This window comes from Cupriavidus sp. FW305-F7, from assembly GCF_058782875.1.
The window spans coordinates 81,434-100,412 of record NZ_JBYSYC010000033.1 but is presented as its reverse complement, the minus strand read 5'-3'; the positions used below and the strand labels follow the sequence as shown (position 1 = coordinate 100,412).

The following is an 18,979-nucleotide window of genomic DNA, read 5'->3' as shown; positions in this document are numbered from 1 at the left end:
TTGCTGAGCTCCGCACCGATCGTGCAAGTGACTTGCTCGACCTGGATCGAATTGCCCAGAGAGGTTGCGCGGACCACTGCGGGTGCCGCTTTGAGGCGCTGAATCATGAACCCTGTCTCCTATTGTCGATTAGGCCGATCGATCATTGAGAGTTTGGGCGTCGCGAGTTTCTCCCGCTTGTCAATACGTGACAGGCATTTATCATTCTATGTCAGTTGCCCGATGTGACTGGCACCCTCGCGGATCGCGACGCGGTGCAGACCTCCCTGCCGGCTCTGCCGTTCCGAACTGACACGCCGAGCAGAATGCTCGGGGGGGGCGGCTGCTCAGACAGAGGGCGCGCTGCCGCCGGTCCAGTCCTGGACCTTGTACCCAAACTCGTGCCTGAACCAGCGCGAGAATGAACTGGGGCCGCTGAAACCAAGGAGCAACGCAATTTCCGCATGCTTGCGCGACACCTCACTCAGGTATCGCACCACCAGATCCTTGCGTACCTCGTTCAGAAGCTCGTTGTACGACGTGCCCCGAGCCGGCGCCGGATGGTCCGTACATCCACGCCGAGCAGGCCAGCAATACGGGCGAGGGAACATTCCCCCGAGGGCATCAACGCGACAATCATTTGACGCACTTTCTCGTCCGCCGTCTGCCCGCTGCGCGCGCTGACCGACTCGACATACTGCCGTGCATACTGATCCAGGCTGGAATAGGTGGAGAGGGGCGTTTGCAGGGGACTCTGGAAAAATGCGATGCCATTGAATGCCGCGCCAAGTTCCACCCGGTGCGAAAAGAGGCTCTGTCGCAGTAAGTGGGTCGAGAAGTGAAGAACCCCTGAGGTGCGGGTCCAGAACGTCCCCATGGGGGTACCCGTCACCTCGGCGGCCCGCAACCCGCCCGGGTAGAGCACCGTCAGCACCCAGCGGCAGCGCGCCGGGTGCAGGCGTTCACGCTCGGTCGCGACCGGCATCGCCGCGACGGTCTCTTTGACCGCGTCCCACAAGTCGTGACTGAGGTAGCGCGTGATGCGCGGCCGGTTCGGCGCGCGCCGGCGGCGCGCCAGCGCGAGCGGATTGCCGGCCAGATAGCCGGCTTCGGTCAGCCAGGCGAAGAGGGCATTCAGAATGACCAGCGCGTGCCGCACGCTGGCCGGCGACAGGGGCCCGGCAAAGGGGCGCCAGTCGCGGTGGCCGCGGCCGAGCTTCTTGCTGCCGGCGGCGCCGGAGAGCGCCGGCGGCAGCTGCAGGCGTTCGAGCGGGCTGGGCAGCGGGGCCGCCAAGCTTTCCAGGGGGGTGATCGGGAGCTCTGACCGGCGCCGCGCTGCAGGCCGACCTGGCTGAACTGCGCGGGCGCTTCTCCGAGACCCGCGCGCTGTATCGCGAGGTCTGCGGCCTGCTGTTCTTCCGCTATGGCGTCACGCCCACCGCCAACAAGCTCTACAGCCTGGTGCGCAAGGGCAGCAAGCGGCAGGCGCACGCCGCCACCCAGGCCCGGCTGGAAGCGGGGCGGGCAGAAAAGGCGGCGGGCCGCCAGCTGACGGAGCTGCGTACCCAATTCTCGACCGAGCTGGAACGCGCCCGCGAGCAGGTGACCATTGCCCAGGAACGGGCCGAGGCCAGCGAGCGGCGGGCACTACGCGGACTGGATGCGGAGCGCACCGCGCGCCAGAAGAGCGAGCGCGCCACCGAAGAGTTGCGCGGCGAACTGGCAGCGGCACGGCAGGAGGCCCGCGACTCCGCAGTCGCGCAGGCCGAGGTCCGGGCCCGACTCGAAGCCTAGGCGGCGGCGCTCGCGGAGCGGCTCAACGAGCGGCTCGCGGCCGCCGAGGCGGCGCAGCGCCAGGCCGCCGGCGAGCGGGACGCGGCGCAGACGGAACTGGCGGCAGCACAGCGCCGGGCCGAGCGCGCCGAGGCGGAAGCCGTGCTGGCGCGCCAGCTGCTGGCAGAACTGCGCCTGCCGCGCGAGGGGGAACGGCGGCACAAATCCGGCGGCCCGGCATCGACCGATAGCGAAGCACCAGACGAAAAGCCGGCCGACGAGCACGGGGCGCCGACCGGCTCGAACCCGGAAGATGGCAGCGACAGCAGCGACCGCAACGACAACCAAAACGATGACAGTAAAAATTGAGCGGGCGGCGGCGATCCGCTGGATCCAGGGCCAGATGGCTGACTACGACCTGACCATGGAGGAACTGCGGGAGGCAGGGTGCTTTGATCCGCCGCCCCCACCCCCGCCAGCGCCGCCGCCGGTGGTCTGTTACCGCAACGCCGCGGGCCGAGCTGGGACGGGGCCGGCGAGATGCCGGACTGGCTGCGGCGGGCGGCCAATGCGGGGCGGAGCGCGGAGTTTTACCGGGTATAAGAGAGCGCGCGCTGGCCACGCGGGGGCGTCGAAGGCGAGCGTGCGGTACAGCAGCGGACTCCAGTTGCTCGCTGCCAGAGATTTTGCCCGAAGTACCGTGAAGCCCGATAGGAAGGAGGCTGCGCCACCGCAACACCGCCAAAGATGTGCATCAAACCTATCTTGGTGATGTATTGTAGCGGCGAGGAAGATTCATCAGATAACAGCTCTATAATTGTCTATAATTTCCTATAGTTGATAATAGAGCAGAGAAAGCAACATGGAATTCTTCCGGCGCGAGGAGCTTGCAACCAACCTCGCCAAGAAGGTTTTGGAAGTGTCGCCGACATCCGCTTCAAGTTCGGGGCTGTTTTTGGCGGCTCCGCGGCGCACGGGCAAGTCAACGTTCCTGCGAGAGGATCTGCGGCCGGCGCTCGAAAAGGAAGGCGCGCTGGTTCTTTACGTTGATCTGTGGGAAGACCGGAGCGCAGATCCTGGCGAAACCATCGTGCACATGGTGCGCGCAGAACTGGCGAAGCACGAGGGCGTCATTACCCGACTCGCGCGATCTGTTGGCATGGAGAAGGTCGCCGTGGGGGGACTTTCGTTTTCGCAGGATCGCATCGGTCTTGGCGATGGCATTTCATTGTCGACCGCGCTGGCCGAATTGTCTGACGAGGTGAAGCGCCCGATCGCATTGGTCATCGATGAAGCACAGCAAGCTATCGCGAGCGAAAAGGGCAACGATGCGTTGTTTGCGCTTAAAGCTGCGAGGGACGAGCTCAATAGCAGCCGCCATTTCGGCCTTCGTGTCGTGGCCACAGGCTCTAACCGCGACAAGTTGGCGATGCTGCGTGCCGGTCGCGATCAGGCTTTCATGGGCGCGCCGCTCATTAATTTTCCCACCCTCGGCATGGATTACGTGCAGTGGTTCTGCCATCGGCTGAACCTCGGCGCCCCCCTTGACCCTGCCCGAGTCTACGAACTCTTTAAGCGCGCTTCCTTCCGTCCTGAGCTACTCGGGGCCGCAGCGGATGCGGTACGCTTTGAGTTTGGGTTGCCGCCGGATCAGGTAAGCACGCGCTTCGCCGAGGCCATCGACGAGCAGATCGCAGAGAGCGAGCGCGAGCAATTGCGAGTGGTGCATAATTTGACGCTACCGCAATCGACGGTTCTTCGCGTCATGGCGGTCCGCGGTGAGAAATTTGCGCCATTCGAAGCCGCGACCATTGAGTCGTACAACGCTGTGTTGCAAGCGACATCACCCAATGTCGACGCTAAGATCGACGTATCTGGCGCTCAGCAAGCGCTTGCGGCGCTGCAGGAGAAGGCGCTTGTATGGCGCGCAGCCCGTGGGGTCTATGCGCTCGAGGAGACCGGCCTGGCAACGCTCATGGCCAGCGCCGGGATGCTCGACGATGTTCCTAGATAGCCCTATCGCTTGAGCCCGCGCCCAATCATTCAACGTACGACCGCAGGCGTCGAGTCCATACATGCAGCAAAAGGGCGATTACCCCGAGGACGACAGCTTGCTTCAGATGGGGGTGAGCGTGCTTTGAGCGCAGCATGATGATTTGCTGAGATCCGGACTTTCCAATGCCATCAACCAGAGCCACCCGCGCAGGGGAAGGGATGCCCATTGACCAGGCGGCGAGGCATTGCGGTGTCTCCATTGGCATGCTGTCCAAGCTGGAGAACGGCAAGGGCGTCAATCTCGAGCACGCCCTGCGTGTGATGGACGGACTAGGTTTGACGATGCTGGTCGTTCCCAAGACTCATGCGCCTTGGCTCGAACAGGCAGCGGCTCATGCGCTCGAGACCGGCGAGTTGGCTGCATGGGAACAGCCATGACAACAAGATGCGCCGCCCGCGAGCCATCTTGGCTAACCGTTTTTGGCCTCTCACACACGGCACTCGCAAATCCGGTAAATCAACAATTCATGGGCTACGATATGTCGGACTATTTTGGTGCGGTCGGCTACTTGGGTGCGTCGCGATGAATGCACCCTTGCAACTTGTCGGAGACCATCCGTCGATCGCCGCTCTGCGCGACCTGATCGCACGCGTGGCAGCGAGCCAAGCGCGCATAGTGTTGTTGTATGGAGAAACCGGTACTGGCAAGAGCTTGGTGGCTCGCATGCTGCACCAGCAATCGAGCCGCGCCAGGGCAGAATTCATCGATATCAATTGCGCGGCGATTCCGGCGCAATTGCTTGAATCGGAACTGTTTGGCCACGAACGCGGCGCCTTCACCGGCGCGGTCGGGAAGAAAGAGGGGTTAATCGAGGCCGGAAATGGCGGCACCGTCTTTCTCGACGAGGTGCGCGAGCTGGATCTGGTGATGCAGTCCAAGCTGCTGACACTGCTAGATACCCGGCGCTTCCGTCGCGTTGGCGCGGTCAAGCCCATCAGCGTGGATGTTCGCTTCATCGCCGCCACCAACAAGATCCTGCTTAGCGAGGTCAATGCCGGCAAGTTCCGCGAAGACCTGTACTACCGGCTACAGGTAATCGCGATCAATATTCCGCCCCTGCGAGAGCGCGGCGACGACATCCTGCTGCTCGCGCATAGCGCGCTGCATCGCTACAACCTCCAGTACGGCAGTCGGATGGAGCAGTTGGACCCGGAGGTCGAGCGGATATTCCGCGCGTACCCTTGGCCGGGCAATGTGCGCGAGCTTGAGAATCTGCTCGAGCGGATCTGCCTGCTGGAGCAGGGCGATTGCGTGCTTCCTGTGCATCTGCCCGCACGCATCCTCCGGGCAGTGGGAGTAATGGCGGCGGCGGCAGACCCGGCTGACGCAGCGGCAACCGTTGTCGAAGTCAACGCGTCGCTAGCAACTGCAGCGACGGATGACGGCTTGGATTACTACTCTGCCACGGCCCGCTTTCAGGCAGAACTCATCGAGCAGACCCTGGCCGCCTGCAACGGCAATGTCGCGCGGGCTGCGCAGCGCCTCGGCCTAAGCCGCCACGCTCTGCGGCACCAGATGATCAAGTTGGGACTAGCCTCGAACTGATTCGCGTGAAAATCACGCGCCGTAGTGTGCATCTCACGCGGGCCGCCGCATATACGCGTGCTAGTCACGCGATTCCCAGAGGTGTCGATTGTTGGTCATTGATTTAAAAGGGAAAAAATCAACCCGTTCTCCTGGCACAGCTTCTGCTCAGTATGTGTCGTGTGACCCGCTTTAAGGAAGCGTCACCTAACTGGAGAACGTTGAATGCAGTCGCTGAAGATCATTTGCCCCAATGGCCATCTCGGCTTTGCTCCCTTGCGCACGGGCAGCTTTGAGATCGGTGTGGCCGCCGGGCCGGACTATATCGCGGCCGATTCGGGCAGCGATGACGTGGGCCCGGTGCCGCTGGGCTCGGATACGTCGACCAGCCCCGAGGCGTGGCAGCGCCACGACCTTGAGCACATGCTGCTGGCATCTCGGCGGCTGGGCGTGCCGATGATCATCGGCTCGGCCGGCGATACCGGTACCAACAGCCGGGTCGACCTCTACGTGAACATCATCCGTGAGCTTGCGCAGAAGCACGGGCTGAAGCGCTTTCGCATCGGCTACTTCTACTCCGAGGTGCCCAAGTCGCTGTTGCGTGAAAAGCTCGGCGCGGGCGAGACAATCCGCGGGCTGGACGGCTTTGCCGACCTGACGCTGTCGGAGTTGGACGGCACCGACCGCATCGTGGCAATGGCTGGCGTGCATCCCTATCTCGAATTGCTGGCCCAAGGTGCGGACGTGATCATCGGCGGGCGCAGCTCCGACGCAGCGGTGTTCGCAGCGCCGGCTCTGCACCACGGGTTCGCCGCCGATCATGCCTACTATCTGGGCAAGGTGCTCGAATGCGCCTCGTTCTGCGCCGAGCCCTACGGTGGCAAGGAGACGGTGCTGGGCGAGATCTCACGCGACGCCGTGCGCGTCACCGCGATGCATCCGGAGCAGCGCTGCACCGTCGCGTCGGTGGCCGGGCACGCGATGTATGAACGCTCGAACCCGGTCGAGGAATTCGTCGCGGGCGGCAGGCTCGACATGAGCCAATGCCACTACGAACAGGTGGATCCGCGCACCACCCGCATCACCGGCTCCCGCTTTGAGCCCGACGAGGTCATCCGCGTCAAGCTGGAGGGGTCGGGCAAAGTCGGCGAGCGTTATGTGGGGCTGTGCGGCATCCGTGATCCGTACACGATCGCCAACGTGGACCGCGTGATCGCCTGGGCCAAAGATCAGGTGCGCGCGCGCTTCGGCGAGACCGGCTATGAGCTCCACTACAACGTCTATGGGCGCGATGGCGTGATGGGCGAACTGGAGCCGCTGCGCGACCGCCCCGGCCATGAGCTGTGCGTCATGGTGCAGGGGGTGGCGCCCACCCGCGAGATGGCAGAAGAGGTGGCGATGATTGGCCTTCGCCAGATGTTCTATGCGCGCTTGCCGGACGTCAAAGGCACCGCCGGCTCGGTGTCGTTTCCGCTCGACGAGGTACTGCACGCCAGCTCGACCTATCGTTGGACGCTAAATCACACTGTGGAGGTGCACGATCCGCTAGCGCTGTTTCCCACGCATCTCGTAGAGGCCGGCGTCTGACGCGCCACCGTTCCTTAGGAAGCCCATCATGACCACTGCCAATCCATCCGCACCCAGCCTGGCGCCGACCCAGAAGCTGCACGAGCTGGCCAAGACCATCCGCAGCAAGAACGCCGGGGTCAACAAGATCACCTTCGACGTTATTTTCCGCGAGGCAGCGCAATATGAACGCGTCAAGCGGTCCCGCGTGCTGAGCCGAGAAAGCATGGCCGCGCTGTTCCATGTTCCGGTGGAGCGCATCTCCGACTTCGTCGAATACGATCCGGCCTTCGCGATCAAGTTCACGATGTACCGCAAGCGTCCGAGCGGCAGCGCGGGCGATGGCGACATCTTCGGCGCGCAGCAGTACGCGCCGTTGCTGGAACTCGAGATCCCAGCCTGATACGAGTGCACCTTACCGCGGCCCGCCCCCAAGGGCCGGCCGCGGCCAGATGCCCGGAAGTGCGCACCGTTTCGCATTGCGGCTTCCGCAGTTGCGTCCCGCAGTTTTCCTGCATTACGATGAATTCGGATCCACATATGGACAAGACCTTTCTCAAGCGCATTTGGACCCTGCTGGCACGTAGCCTGCCTGGGACGGTCATCTTGGCGACGCTTGCCGTTGCGCCCTGGCCGGCGGGCGCGGCGCGTGCGCAGAGCGCAACCGCCGTGCCGCCGCTGATGCGGATTGTGGTGCCGTTCTCCGCAGGGGCCAGCAATGATGTGATCGCCCGCGCGATCGCGCCGGCGCTGGCCAAGCGCCTTGGCAACACGGTGATCGTGGAAAACCGTCCCGGCGTGGCCGGCGTGCTCGGTGCGGACTACGTCGCCAAAGCGCCGCGAGACGGCTCAGTGCTGCTGCTGACGTCGTCAACCTTCCTGACCGCGGCTGCGACGCAGGCGCGCTCGCCATATGATCCGCTGTCCGCGTTTGCTCCGGTGGCGCTAGTGGCTGACGGGCCGCTATTGCTGGCGGTGTCGTCTACGATTGCATCGTCGAAATCGATCCACACGCCGGTAGATCTGATTGCAGCCGCACGCGCGAAGCCAGGGACCATCACCTATGGCTCGGCGGGCGTGGGCTCGCTTGGACAGCTCGCGACCGAGTTGATGTGCGACACAGCGAAGGTGCAGATGATGCATGTGCCGTACAAAGGCGCGGCCAATGCGCTGATCGACCTTGCCGCTGGGCAGATTGACGTGATGATGTCGAACTACAGTTCAATCGCCACGCAGATCAAGGCCGGCAAAGTCAAGCCGCTGGCCGTTACCTCTGTCACGCCGAACCCCGCGTTCCCTGGCCTGCCGCCACTGGCGGCTTCGGTGCCGGGCTATGGCATCGAGATTTGGGTAGGTGTGCTGGCCCCGGCCGGCACGCCGGCTGCGCTGGTACAGCGGCTCAATCGCGAGATCGCCGAGATCGCCGCATCGCATGACGTGCGCGTGGTGCTGGAGCCGGATGGCTCGCATCCGCTGGCAGCGTCGCCTGCCGAATTCGGCGTCCGGATCAGGCAGGATCTTGCGCAGTGGAAACGGATCGCGGCGGACCGCAAGATCGTCGCGGAGTGAGCGGGGGCTACGCGTCCACGCGATAGTTGGTGAAAGGCGTCTAAACGCTTACCGCACCGAACCGCTATTCGACGCTGACTACGAGCGCTTGATGGCATTTTCCGAGTTAACTTGGAAAGGCAAGCGATGAACTGCTGGGGGCGTTGTAACCTGTATCGGTTCGAAAATGCGGGTTGCTTGCAACGCGGACACGCCTTACGTCTTGCTGGGGGAGTGGCAAAAAAGCGGGGGGCAAATCCGTCAGGAACGGCAGCAGCTGCCGGCGGCCAAGCAAGTCTCCGGCCGGTCGAGGTGCGAGTGTCGCTACGCTGTGGTCGCTAGCACGGCGGCCGCGTATCACGATTAGAACTTGTGGCGCAGCCCAAGCATTACGCCAGTTTGATTGCTTCCCGGCGTAATGTTTGTATCAAATCCATTCAACCCGCGCCTCGAACCTTCCTTGTTGCGGGCATACCCAACATTCAGGAACGCGTCCGTGCGCTCCGACAGAACATGGTTGGCAGAGCCCACGAGACTCCACGGATCATGACCAGTACGCTCGTCGTTAAAGTAGTGGTCCGCTGCAGTGAGAATCAGCGCAGGAAGATCGGGGCACAACATACGTTCGGGCCTAATACTTTACCGTTACGAGATGGGCGACAGACTCCAGCACTTCGAGATCGTACTGTACGTGTTCAGTGAGATGAGGCGGGTTGGTTCAGCTGCAGCTCTTTGAACGAAACGAGCTTGCCTGCGATGGCGCTGGCAGCCACAGTAGGAGGGCTCGCCAGCCAGACTTGGCCAGGGCCCGAACGTCCAGGGAAGTTTCGGTTGATTGAGCTCACGGTTACCTGCTCAGGGCTCGTGGATGATCCCGGGCCGCAGTTTGCACATGCGCCGCATGAGGGCTGCAGAATGCGTGCACCTACCGCTTCAAAGGCCTTAAGGTAGCCTTTGTTCTGGCAATAGTCCCGCACGTCGGTCGTGCCGAACTGGAGATAGAGGGTCACGTGTTCGGGGATTCTCAGGCCACGTTCGGCGGCCCATTGGAATACCGCGTGATACTGGTCGAAGTCCTCGCGCTTACCTGCAGTGCAAGAGCCTCCATAGGCGATGTCGACTTTCACAGTCTCATCGAGTGTAGCGAGCGGCAAGCCGTTGCCAGGGTCGCCAGGACGTGCAACCATCGGAGACAGAACGCTGCAATCGACCTCAAGATTTGCGGCGTACTTCGCTCCTTCGTCACTGTGCATCCAGGGCTCGAGTTGGAACTCGACGCCACGCCGTTCCAGGAGGAAGCGAACAGTCTCGGCATCTGGCGCGACGATGCCAGTGAACCCACCCAATTCGGCGCACATGTTGGTAAGCGTTGCCCGTTCGTCCACGCTCATGGCGGAAACTACCGGGCCGGCGAATTCGAAGACCTTCCCAACGCCGGCACCCGCCTTGATTGCGGGCTGGGCCAGCAGTTGGAGAACAACGTCTTTGGCGGTGACGCCTGCCTGCAGCTTGCCACCGAGATGCACGCGGATCGACTCTGGCAGCGTCATGCGCACAGCACCGGTAACGAAGGCGTTGGCCATGTCGGTGGTGCCAACGCCGAAGGCTACGCAACCCAGGGCGCCGCTGTGAGGCGTATGAGAATCCGTGCCAACAACCACTTGACCGGGCAGGGCATACTGCTCGGCCATCATGGCGTGGGAAATGCCGGCGACGTTGTTTCCATCGTCCTTCGATAGCTCTTCATCCGTAAGGGTACGGTGAAACGTGAGCCCATAGGTCTTCACGAAGTCGCGCTGCGCGAATCGCATCTGCACGACGTTCTCGACGAGGCCATTGCGAACGTGAGCGGGGCTTTCTGTCACGTACGAAGTGTGGTCTTCGAAGACGACAATATGGTCAGCATGTTTCAACTTCACTGGCTTGCCGAATGTCGCGTGCAGCATATGAGCGCACATGCCGGTGTAATACTCGTGAATGAATCGCCAGTGGGCCTGAACAAAGATACCGTCGCCAGGCTTGGGGTCGGAAGACGTAACTGGCGTCGCCAGCAAGTTGCGTCGAACAATCTTTTCGAAAAGTGTTTGGGGACGCTGTGCGTCGACCTTCGCGGCCGGCGTGACGTTGGTAAGGTACTGCTGGCCAAACTTGAGCAGGCCGCCATGCTTCAAAATGGAAGCTGCCAGCGCGTCTCGACCTCCCACGAGTTCGTCAAGTGGAATTGCTTCCCCAGCTTCAAGGCGCGGAACCAGGCTGAAGTCCGTGGACGTGTAAAGGCCAATGTTGTCCGCGTTCTGGCGATAGATCCGTTCGAAGCTTTTCGCGATGACTAGCCGGATGCCGGCGAGTTTTTCGGCCGCCGGGCTGTGTTCACGGGAGGAGCCTTTGCCGTAGCGATTGCCGGCGACGGTGATGTAGAACTTACCTTGCCGAACGGAATCGGGCTTAAACGGCAGCGTCGCACCGACCTTATATCCAGTGTACGGATACCGTCCTAGTGCGTCGTCGTAGTGGGTGAGAATGGGCACCGGCGTAATTTCGTCGGTGGAAACATCATTTCGAAGCGGCTCACGGTCGGCGGGAGTCAGTCTCTCCCCTTGCAGTTGCTTTTCCATTGCCGCCGTCGAGTGGACCAGATACAAGACGCGGCCATTCGGCTCGAGGACGTTCATGGGGATCTCCTGTGGGATTTCATTGGACTTTAAGTCGGTCTGTTCCCTAAGACCAAGCGCTGATGTAGCATTCCCGGTATCGCCGCAGAATATATCGGGAAAACCCTAGCCGTGCACGGCTGTCCGACACTGCACTTGCGCTCACAAACAATGCACCGCATAGACCCTGTCAGTATTCAACTTTTCCTTTCCGTCGCGCGAGAAGGTTCCATCAAGCGTGCGGCGGAGCTCGAGCACATCGCCCAGTCGGCCCTGAGCCGGCGAATTGCGGAACTGGAGCGCAACTTGGGGGTCGGGCTGTTTATCCGTTCCACCACCGGCGTGGCGCTTACAGACGCAGGGGAGCGTGCGCTGGAGTTGGGTAGGAAGCTCAATGCGGACATCGTTGCCTTCACTCGTGAGGTGCAGGATCTTGGGGACAAGGTCGCAGGCGTCGTAAGACTGTCTGCAAGTCCTTCGGCTATTATCGGTTTTCTTCCTGAGCGCTTGCATGGGTTCAAGCAGGCGCATCCGCTCGTCGAAATTGCGCTGTTTGAGCGATCGACGTCCGAGTCGATTCGCGCCTGTTTGGACGATGTCGTAGATGTGGGCATTGGCGTCGCAGCTAACGCTCCGCCTGGTTTAGAGTCGTGGCCTTTCGCCATTGATCCGCTCAACGTTGTAGTGCCGGTGAATCACTCGCTGGCAAAACGCAAGCGACTTCGGTATGCGGAGATTCTCGACCATCCTTTGGTAGTCGTGCAGCCTGGAGGTGCATTGGCGCAGGAACTCCGTGAACAGGCAACAAATCTTCGGGTGCCGTTTAACCAAAGCGTTGCTGTTTCCAGCTTTGAAGCCGGCTGTCGAATGGTGGAGGCCGGATTGGGCATAGCCGTGCTGCCAAATAGCGCCAGTGCGGCATATGCCGGCTCGGACAGATTCGTCAGAATACCGCTGCAAGAAACGTGGAGTAACCGCCGCTTACTTATCTACGCCCCCTATAAGAATCCGCGGCTCCGCGCGGTGTCAGCGTTGGTTGAGGCACTGAAACAGCAGGGTTAACAGTGGATATGCTCGGGTGCGATAGCGGGTCTACCGCATTAGCACTCTGCTACGGCAGACTACCGCACTAAACTCCGTCCAATAGGTCATCGCGGACACGCGGTGCCACACAGTAGACGGAGACATAAATGCCCATCTCGCTTCTGAAGCAAGTGCGCAATGCATTTGTTGTGGTGACATCGTGTGCGCTCGTTACAGGGATCTTTTCTCCTGTAATTGCGCAAACACCCATTCGCTTGATTGTTCCTACACAGGCTGGTTCACAAGCAGATGCTGTTGCCCGCGCTATGAGCCAGTCACTGTCCAAAAATTTGGGTCACTCCGTTGTGATCGAGAATTTGCCTGGAGCTGGAGGCGTGCCGGGGACGCAGCAACTTGTTCGTGCGCCGAAAGACGGCTCGACGCTAGGATTGATCTCCTCGAACCACGTCATCAATCCGTTCATATACAAGAACGTGCCGTATGACGCGTTGAAGGACATAACTCCTATCACCGTCATCGGCACGTTGCCGCTGGTCCTTGTTGTGAATCCGTCGGTACGCGCGAACAACACAAAGGAACTCATTGCAGTGCTGAAGTCCAACCCGGGCGAATACAACTATGGCTCGTCGGGTAACGGGACGGTTCTGCACCTTGCTGGGCAACTGTTCGCGAGCGAGGCAAAGGTCAATGTCAGCCACGTCCCGTACAAGGGGGCGGGCAACTATACGACTGATTTGGTCGGTGGTCAGGTTCAGTTCGGCTTCTTGACTCTTCAGACCGTCCTGCCTCTAGTTAAGAGCGGCAAGCTGAAGGCCATTGCAGTGTCGACGGCGCGGCGCGTGCCTGGCTTGCCCGACGTGCCGACGCTCGCAGAATCTGGACTGCCTCAGTACAACTTTGACGCCTGGCTTGCGATTGTGGGCCCGGCCGGCATGCAACCCCAAAACGTTACACAGTTGCAGTCGAAGATTAGGACGACTCTGCAAGAAAAGGACGTCCAGGAACAACTTGCGCAGCAGGGCGTGATCATCTCGACGTCGAGCGCTGAGGGTGCTCCCTCGTTCTTCAAGGCGGAATTGGAAAAGCACGCCAAAATCGTGAAGCAGGCAGGTGCGACCCTTAACTGATTGACTATTCATTGGCGGGCGACGTCCGGATGTTGCTGAGTTCACACATGATTCCCTCCACCAGCGACTTGGCGAATAACAACCTGAGTCTTGTGCAGGGATTTTGCTCGCCGTTCATGAGCTATGGCGGACGTCGAGCCTGAGGCCGAATTGCGCGAGGCGATCAAGACCTAGTGCCGCGAGGACAGCCTGGGGCAACTGCTTGCTCCAGGCTGGCTCAGATTGCTGTCGCCCACCAATTTGTATTACGTGGCGACGCACGGCCGAATGGCCTGCCCAAATGGCCGGGACGTAAGTAGGACCTGCGGATTCGCGAGGCGGCGGCTCGAGCGGGAAGCGGCACGGTGCTGCTCTAGGTCTGCCTTTCTGAAAGACCTTTCATCAAGTCCATAACGGGTATGGAGGTACAATCCTCGGCAAATTGGCTCACAAATACGAGGGGACGACACCATGGAAGGTGTGGATTCAGGCCGCTTTGCACCGAGGTGCCCTTGAATACACGTTTCATCGAGGCCTTCATGTGGGTAGCGCGGCTTGGCAGCTTCCGCGCTGCGGCCGACCATCTGCACATCACGCAGGCGGCAATGTCAAACCGCATCGCCTCGCTCGAGCAGGAGATCGGGGCCCGCGTCTTTGAACGCGAAGCGCGCGATCTGCGCCTGACGCCGGTTGGCCTGCGGCTGCTTAGCTACGGTGAGCGGATGCTCGAACTCCAGCGCGAAATCATGGTGTTGGGCCGCTCCGACCAGCAACTGCTCGGGCTGGTGCGCATCGGCGCGATCGAGACCGTGGTGCATACCTGGCTGGTCGACTTCCTGCGCCACCTGAGTTCGACATATCCCGGCATCGAGGTGCAGATCACCTCCGAGACGACCGAAGGGCTGCACAAGAGCCTGCGCGCCGGCGCAATCGATATCGCACTGCAGACCGACACTGCCGTCGGCGAAGGCATTGCCAGCATGCCCTGCCTGCCGATGGCAATGGGTTGGATTGGCCCACCCGGCGCGCCGCAGCCGGGTGAAGGCGTGCTGGTCGGGCTGCTGCAGCGTCCGACCATCACCATGAGCCGGGGCTCGCAGCCCCACGTTGCGCTCAAGGAGTTGTACCGCAAGGCCGGACTACCGGTTGGCAAGGTGCATTGCGTCAGTTCGATCGCGGCCATTGTCAGGCTGGTCAAGGGCGGGTTCGGCAATGCCCTGATGCCGCTGGCACCGGTGCGCGAGCAGGTCGAGCGCGGCGAATTGCGCCTGCTTGCCTGCGATGTTCCGCTGCCACCGCAGCGCGTCGTGGTCAGTTATCACGACCATGGCGTTTCCGAGGCCATCCGCTTCGTTGCCGAACTGGCCTGCCGCGAATCGGATCGGTTCGTCCAGTCGCTGCCTGCACCATATTCGGGTGCCTAGAGAGGCCGTTGCGCCACCTTGGTGCGGTTTCCCGGCCGCGTCCACAAGAAAAACTGATCGGATCGACCAACAATTTCCCGTTTGTCCTGACTCGCTGCTGCAAGGATCATCGACTCATCTGCCACACCCGGCGATTTCATCGGAGGAGATAGAGTTTGATGAGCAATCTTGTGGTCATTCCCCCACATGGCTTATTGTTCGTCGCATCCAATGTGGATGCGGCCGATGAAGCCGATTTCAACCTCTGGTACGACCGCGAACACGTAGAGGAGCGCGCACGCATTCCAGGCTTTATTTCGGCCGCGCGCTACCAGGCGGTGCACGGTGGCCCGAAGTACCTTGGCCTCTATCGCACCGAATCGCTGGCCGCGTTCACCTCGGCAGCCTACAAGCAGGCCTTCCGGCATCAGACCCCGTGGTCAGTCACCAATCTCGGACGCATGCGCAAGCCGATGCGCCGCGTGTGCGCGGTCAATGCCTCGGTGGGACAAGGTAGCGGCAGCTGGCTCGGGATCCTCCCACTGCCGCGCGCCTACGATGCCGTTGCCCTTATCGATCGGGCCGGCGAGGTCGGAGATGAACTGTCGCTGTGCGCAGGGTTCGTCCGCTCCTATCTCCTCGTCCCCGATGACGAACTCAGTCAGCCTTTGCCCAATGAGAGCCTCGAAGGACGCCAGTTGCTTCCCCTCTTCGTCGTGGAGAGCAGTGACGGACAGGCGAGCGAGCATGCGCTGAGCATGGCGGCGCAGGGCCTGCACGCCGATCCCGCCGGCGCGACGCGCTACATCCTCAAGTGGAAACTCTATGCAAAGGAACTGACGTCATGAGTGAAATGATTTCGTCCGCAGCCGACATCAGCGCCGCAGCCGGCGCGCGCGAGGGCGGTGCCAACGCCAAGATGCGCCGCCTGGCCGCGGCCAGCTCGATCGGGACTACGCTGGAGTGGTACGACTTTACCGTGTACAACCTGATGGCGGCGCTGGTCTTCAACGTCATCTTCTTTCCGTCGTTCGATCCGCTCACCGGCACGATCCTGGCGTTCTCCACGTACGCCGTCGGCTATGTATCCCGGCCGCTCGGGGGCATGGTGTTCGGCCATCTTGGCGACAAGCTCGGCCGTCGCTTCGTCCTGGTGACCACGCTGATCCTGATGGGCGTGGCCACCGGCATGATGGGCTTGTTGCCAACCTATGCGTCGTGGGGCATCTGGAGCCCGCTGCTGCTGGTGGTGCTGCGCTTTGTACAGGGCGCCGCCATCGGCGGCGAGTGGGCCGGCGCGGTGCTGCTGGCGATGGAGCACGGCAGGCAGGACCAGCGCGGGCGCAACGCGTCTTTTACGCAAGTGGGTCCGTCGGCCGGCACGCTGTTGGGCACTGGCTTCATTGCCCTTGTCTCGCTGTTCCTGAGCCCGGAGGACTTCCTGGCGTGGGGCTGGCGCATCCCGTTCGTATCGAGCGTGGCGCTGGTGGTCTTCGGCTTGTGGCTGCGGCGCGGCGTGGATGAGACGCCGGCGTTCAAGGAAATGGCTGCGCACAATGCCCAGGCCGAGACCCCGCTCAAGGAAGTGTTCGTATCGCACTGGCGCCGTCTGCTGGTGGCCGGCGGCGCGCGGATCGGCTCGGACGTGCTCTATGCCCTGGTCGTGGTATTCACGCTGACCTATGTCACCAGCGTGCTGCACCTGTCGCGTCCGCTGGCGCTGACCGCGACGATGTTGGGCGCGGCCGGCAATGCGCTGACGGTGCCGCTGTTCGGTGCGCTGTCTGACAAGCTCGGCCGCCGGCCGGTCTACCTGGCCGGAGCGCTGCTGGGAATCGTCTGGGCCTACGTGTTCTTCGTGCTGATGGACAGCAGCCAGCCGTGGCAGATTTGTCTGGCGGTTGTGCTGGGGCTGCAGATCCACGCGACCATGTACGGCCCGCAGGCAGCTTTCGTGACCGAGCAGTTTCCGACGCGCGTGCGCTATGCAGGCTCGTCACTGGCCTACACCCTGGCCGGCATTCTCGGCGGCGGCTTCGCTCCGCTCATCATCACGAGCCTGTACCGGTTCTATGGCACGACCGGCGCGGTGTCGCTCTACGTCTGCGTGGCATTGGGCGTGACGCTGCTTGCGCTGCTGGCTGCCCGTGAGACGGCCCACAAGCCGCTTGAGCATTAGATCGGGCGTGGCCCGTCGGTGTCAGACGGGCCGGGCCTGCCGGCTGCATTCCGCTCGCAGCCCATTCTTCCCAACTACTTGTACCGCATGCCTACTCTGCAATTCCAGCTCGCCGGCGAGGGACCGCTGGCCCTGCATATCGACCGGCTCGTCATTGCCGGCTGGACCGGACGCGATGCCGACGCCGTCAACCACCACATTCGGGAACTCGAACAGATCGGCGTGAAGCCGCCTTCGACCGTACCGTGCTTTTACCCGCTTGCCCCCTCGCTGCTGAGCATCGCGCCGCTGCTGGAAGTGCCGCGTGAGGATTCATCGGGTGAGATCGAGTTTGTGCTGCTGGCAGGCGCTGACGCTCTCTATGTCGGCGTGGGTTCGGACCATACCGACCGCAAGGTCGAGGCCTATGACGTCACCGTTTCCAAACAGATGTGCGCCAAGCCGGTCGGCAGCGAGGTCTGGCGCTTTGACGACGTCGCGGCGCACTGGGATCGGCTCGAAATGCGCTCCTGGCGCATTCGGCATGGCGTGCGCGAGCTTTACCAGGAAGGACTGGTGACACGCCTGCTCGATCCGCGCGATCTGATCCGCCGTCTGCACGGCGAAGGCGCGCTGCCGCCCGGCACCGCGATGTTTTGCGGGACCCAGGCTGTGATCGGAGAACTGGGAGGCGGTGAGGCATTCGAAGTCGAACTGCACGATCCGGTATTGCGGCGTTCGATACGCCATGCTTACCGCGTGGCAAGCCTGGAGGTGGCCCCTTGATGCCTACGGACCTTCCTGCCATCGCCGAACTGGCCGCCAGCCTAAATGCCGGGCGTACTACGAGCATCGCGCTGACTGAACAGGCGCTGGAGCGCATCGACCGTCATCGCACCTCGGGCGGCACGGCATTTCTTGAGGTCGATACTAAAGGCGCCCTGGCGGCGGCCGCTGCGGCAGACCAGGCACGTGCTGCCGGCTACGTGGCATCGCCACTGGCCGGCCTGCCGGTTTCAGTCAAGGACTTGTTCGATGTGCGCGGCCAGGTCACGCGCGCGGGGTCCAGGGCGCTGGATGGCGCTCCCGCGGCGGCCGATGCGCCGGCAGTGGCGCGCCTGCGCGCGGCGGGCGCGGTGCTGATCGGGCGCACCAACATGAGTGAGTTCGCGTTTTCCGGGCTCGGCCTGAATCCGCACTACGGTACGCCGCGCACGCCGTTCGACGAAGCCTGCATCGCCGGCGGCTCGACCTCGGGCGGCGCAGTCAGCGTGGCGCTCGATATGGCCGTGGCCGCGCTCGGTACCGATACGGGAGGCTCGATCCGCATCCCGAGCGCATTCTGCGGGCTGACCGGCTTTAAGCCCAGTGCACGGCGCGTGCCGTTGGGCGGCGCCGTGCCGTTGTCGACTTCGCTCGACTCGGCCGGCCCACTGGCGCGTTCAGTGGCTTGCTGCGCGGCATTCGATGCGGTCCTCAGTGGTGAGACGCTCGAGAGCCGACCCGCTGCTCTGGCGGGCCTACGGCTGTACGTGACGCGCGACTTCGTCACGGAGGCACTGGACAGAGAAGTCGCGCGTGGCTTCGATGCAGCCTTGGCCAGCCTGTCCAGGCTCGGTGCGCAGGTCATCCCGTTCGATTTCCCCGAACTGCACCGCTTGCCACAGATCAATGCCGGCGGGGGCCTGACCGCGGCCGAAGCATGGCACTGGCATCGTGCGCTGCTGGACGAGCGCGGTGCGGCCTACGACCCGCGCGTGGCGACACGGATACGCCGCGGCCAGCAACAGGGCGCCGACGACTATCTGACCCTGCTCACGGAACGAGAAGTCATGCGCCAACGAGCGGCCGAGCTTTTGCGCGACGCCGACGCCTGGCTGATGCCGACCGTGGCCGTCCGGCCGCCGCGGCTCGACGCGCTCGACAGCGATGAAGCCTTCTTCTCGACCAACGGCCTCGTGCTTCGCAATCCCAGCGTCATCAATTTTCTTGATGGCTGTGCGGTATCTCTTCCGCTTGCCGCTGCCGTGCCGGGCATTGCGCTCAGCGTCTGTGGATTGAACGGTGCCGACGAGCGCATCCTGCAAGTTGCCGGTGCGATTGAAACAGGCCTGCGCTGAAGTGGGGGGGGGCCGCATCGGCGGCCCCGCGCCTCTGCGGGGTCTCCATCG

16 protein-coding genes and 2 pseudogenes are annotated in these 18,979 nt (G+C 62.5%); 15 read left to right on the top strand and 3 right to left on the bottom strand.

Going from position 1 to position 18,979, the window contains the following annotated elements:
• Window positions 1-326: 326 nt before the first annotated feature.
• Window positions 327-590 carry a helix-turn-helix domain-containing protein gene (locus AC3WL8_RS26995; RefSeq protein ID WP_492379161.1) on the bottom strand — a complete coding sequence of 88 codons (264 nt, stop codon included), beginning with the start codon at window positions 588-590 and terminating at the stop codon, window positions 327-329.
• Window positions 500-1,273, bottom strand: a complete 774-nt coding sequence (locus tag AC3WL8_RS26990) for an integrase/recombinase (RefSeq protein WP_492379160.1) — start codon at window positions 1,271-1,273, stop codon at window positions 500-502. Before AC3WL8_RS26990 ends, AC3WL8_RS26995 begins: the two co-directional genes overlap by 91 nt.
• 53 nt (window positions 1,274-1,326) lie before the next feature.
• On the opposite strand from AC3WL8_RS26990, the pseudogene AC3WL8_RS26985 reads away from it, so the two are divergent.
• From AC3WL8_RS26985 to AC3WL8_RS26950, 8 genes and pseudogenes are all read left to right on the top strand, one after another.
• Window positions 1,327-2,121, top strand: a pseudogene (locus AC3WL8_RS26985) (hypothetical protein).
• Window positions 2,105-2,355: pseudogene (locus AC3WL8_RS26980) on the top strand (H-NS histone family protein). The pseudogenes AC3WL8_RS26985 and AC3WL8_RS26980 overlap by 17 nt, the downstream one beginning before the upstream one ends.
• Window positions 2,356-2,614: 259 nt before the next feature.
• On the top strand, window positions 2,615-3,766 hold the full coding sequence (locus AC3WL8_RS26975; RefSeq protein WP_492379159.1) for a P-loop NTPase family protein: 1,152 nt from the start codon (window positions 2,615-2,617) through the stop codon (window positions 3,764-3,766).
• 200 nt (window positions 3,767-3,966) lie between these two features.
• Entirely contained in the window at window positions 3,967-4,185 is a 219-nt protein-coding gene (locus AC3WL8_RS26970) for a helix-turn-helix domain-containing protein (RefSeq protein ID WP_051591465.1), read from the top strand.
• A gap of 145 nt (window positions 4,186-4,330) precedes the next feature.
• Entirely contained in the window at window positions 4,331-5,353 is a 1,023-nt protein-coding gene (locus AC3WL8_RS26965) for a sigma-54 interaction domain-containing protein (RefSeq protein WP_492379158.1), read from the top strand.
• Between the two features lie 204 nt (window positions 5,354-5,557).
• The gene (locus tag AC3WL8_RS26960; protein ID WP_492379157.1) at window positions 5,558-6,919 is read left to right on the top strand and encodes an acyclic terpene utilization AtuA family protein; all 1,362 of its coding nucleotides are present in this window, start codon (window positions 5,558-5,560) and stop codon (window positions 6,917-6,919) included.
• A gap of 28 nt (window positions 6,920-6,947) precedes the next feature.
• Entirely contained in the window at window positions 6,948-7,301 is a 354-nt protein-coding gene (locus AC3WL8_RS26955; RefSeq protein WP_013958725.1) for a DUF4387 domain-containing protein, read from the top strand.
• A gap of 137 nt (window positions 7,302-7,438) precedes the next feature.
• Window positions 7,439-8,467: a tripartite tricarboxylate transporter substrate-binding protein gene (locus AC3WL8_RS26950; RefSeq protein ID WP_049800698.1), complete on the top strand. Its 1,029-nt coding sequence runs from the start codon at window positions 7,439-7,441 to the stop codon at window positions 8,465-8,467.
• A gap of 674 nt (window positions 8,468-9,141) precedes the next feature.
• On the opposite strand, the gene AC3WL8_RS26945 is transcribed toward AC3WL8_RS26950, so the two are convergent.
• Entirely contained in the window at window positions 9,142-11,118 is a 1,977-nt protein-coding gene (locus AC3WL8_RS26945) for an aconitase family protein (protein ID WP_492379156.1), read from the bottom strand.
• 150 nt (window positions 11,119-11,268) lie between these two features.
• Between AC3WL8_RS26945 and AC3WL8_RS26940 the strand changes: the two genes are divergently transcribed.
• The 7 genes from AC3WL8_RS26940 to AC3WL8_RS26910 all read left to right on the top strand — a co-directional run bounded on the left by AC3WL8_RS26940 (window position 11,269) and on the right by AC3WL8_RS26910 (window position 18,928).
• Window positions 11,269-12,159, top strand: a complete 891-nt coding sequence (locus AC3WL8_RS26940; RefSeq protein ID WP_041228985.1) for a LysR family transcriptional regulator — start codon at window positions 11,269-11,271, stop codon at window positions 12,157-12,159.
• A gap of 128 nt (window positions 12,160-12,287) precedes the next feature.
• Window positions 12,288-13,268, top strand: a complete 981-nt coding sequence (locus AC3WL8_RS26935) for a tripartite tricarboxylate transporter substrate binding protein (protein WP_492379155.1) — start codon at window positions 12,288-12,290, stop codon at window positions 13,266-13,268.
• A gap of 491 nt (window positions 13,269-13,759) precedes the next feature.
• Window positions 13,760-14,671 carry a LysR family transcriptional regulator gene (locus AC3WL8_RS26930; protein WP_492379154.1) on the top strand — a complete coding sequence of 304 codons (912 nt, stop codon included), beginning with the start codon at window positions 13,760-13,762 and terminating at the stop codon, window positions 14,669-14,671.
• A gap of 158 nt (window positions 14,672-14,829) precedes the next feature.
• Window positions 14,830-15,498 carry a hypothetical protein gene (locus tag AC3WL8_RS26925; protein WP_492379153.1) on the top strand — a complete coding sequence of 223 codons (669 nt, stop codon included), beginning with the start codon at window positions 14,830-14,832 and terminating at the stop codon, window positions 15,496-15,498.
• Between the two features lie 71 nt (window positions 15,499-15,569).
• Window positions 15,570-16,829 (top strand): MFS transporter, encoded by a 1,260-nt coding sequence (locus AC3WL8_RS26920; RefSeq protein ID WP_492379166.1) that lies wholly within the window; start codon window positions 15,570-15,572, stop codon window positions 16,827-16,829.
• An 87-nt stretch (window positions 16,830-16,916) separates the two neighbouring features.
• Window positions 16,917-17,594: a DUF2848 domain-containing protein gene (locus tag AC3WL8_RS26915; RefSeq protein ID WP_492379165.1), complete on the top strand. Its 678-nt coding sequence runs from the start codon at window positions 16,917-16,919 to the stop codon at window positions 17,592-17,594.
• Window positions 17,594-18,928 carry an amidase gene (locus tag AC3WL8_RS26910; protein WP_492379152.1) on the top strand — a complete coding sequence of 445 codons (1,335 nt, stop codon included), beginning with the start codon at window positions 17,594-17,596 and terminating at the stop codon, window positions 18,926-18,928. Before AC3WL8_RS26915 ends, AC3WL8_RS26910 begins: the two co-directional genes overlap by 1 nt.
• Window positions 18,929-18,979 lie beyond the last annotated feature (51 nt).

What these genes read in the sequence shown, in the direction of transcription:
- AC3WL8_RS26950 (WP_049800698.1), top strand. Translation starts at nt 7,439, where the DNA reads ATGGACAAGACCTTTCTCAAGCGCATTTGGACCCTGCTGGCACGTAGC.
- AC3WL8_RS26965 (WP_492379158.1), top strand. Translation starts at nt 4,331, where the DNA reads ATGAATGCACCCTTGCAACTTGTCGGAGACCATCCGTCGATCGCCGCT.
- AC3WL8_RS26945 (WP_492379156.1), bottom strand. Translation starts at nt 11,118, where the DNA reads ATGAACGTCCTCGAGCCGAATGGCCGCGTCTTGTATCTGGTCCACTCG.
- AC3WL8_RS26935 (WP_492379155.1), top strand. Translation starts at nt 12,288, where the DNA reads ATGCCCATCTCGCTTCTGAAGCAAGTGCGCAATGCATTTGTTGTGGTG.
- AC3WL8_RS26910 (WP_492379152.1), top strand. Translation starts at nt 17,594, where the DNA reads ATGCCTACGGACCTTCCTGCCATCGCCGAACTGGCCGCCAGCCTAAAT.
- AC3WL8_RS26915 (WP_492379165.1), top strand. Translation starts at nt 16,917, where the DNA reads ATGCCTACTCTGCAATTCCAGCTCGCCGGCGAGGGACCGCTGGCCCTG.
- AC3WL8_RS26940 (WP_041228985.1), top strand. Translation starts at nt 11,269, where the DNA reads ATGCACCGCATAGACCCTGTCAGTATTCAACTTTTCCTTTCCGTCGCG.
- AC3WL8_RS26920 (WP_492379166.1), top strand. Translation starts at nt 15,570, where the DNA reads ATGCGCCGCCTGGCCGCGGCCAGCTCGATCGGGACTACGCTGGAGTGG.
- AC3WL8_RS26955 (WP_013958725.1), top strand. Translation starts at nt 6,948, where the DNA reads ATGACCACTGCCAATCCATCCGCACCCAGCCTGGCGCCGACCCAGAAG.
- AC3WL8_RS26970 (WP_051591465.1), top strand. Translation starts at nt 3,967, where the DNA reads ATGCCCATTGACCAGGCGGCGAGGCATTGCGGTGTCTCCATTGGCATG.
- AC3WL8_RS26925 (WP_492379153.1), top strand. Translation starts at nt 14,830, where the DNA reads ATGAGCAATCTTGTGGTCATTCCCCCACATGGCTTATTGTTCGTCGCA.
- AC3WL8_RS26975 (WP_492379159.1), top strand. Translation starts at nt 2,615, where the DNA reads ATGGAATTCTTCCGGCGCGAGGAGCTTGCAACCAACCTCGCCAAGAAG.
- AC3WL8_RS26960 (WP_492379157.1), top strand. Translation starts at nt 5,558, where the DNA reads ATGCAGTCGCTGAAGATCATTTGCCCCAATGGCCATCTCGGCTTTGCT.
- AC3WL8_RS26995 (WP_492379161.1), bottom strand. Translation starts at nt 590, where the DNA reads ATGTTCCCTCGCCCGTATTGCTGGCCTGCTCGGCGTGGATGTACGGAC.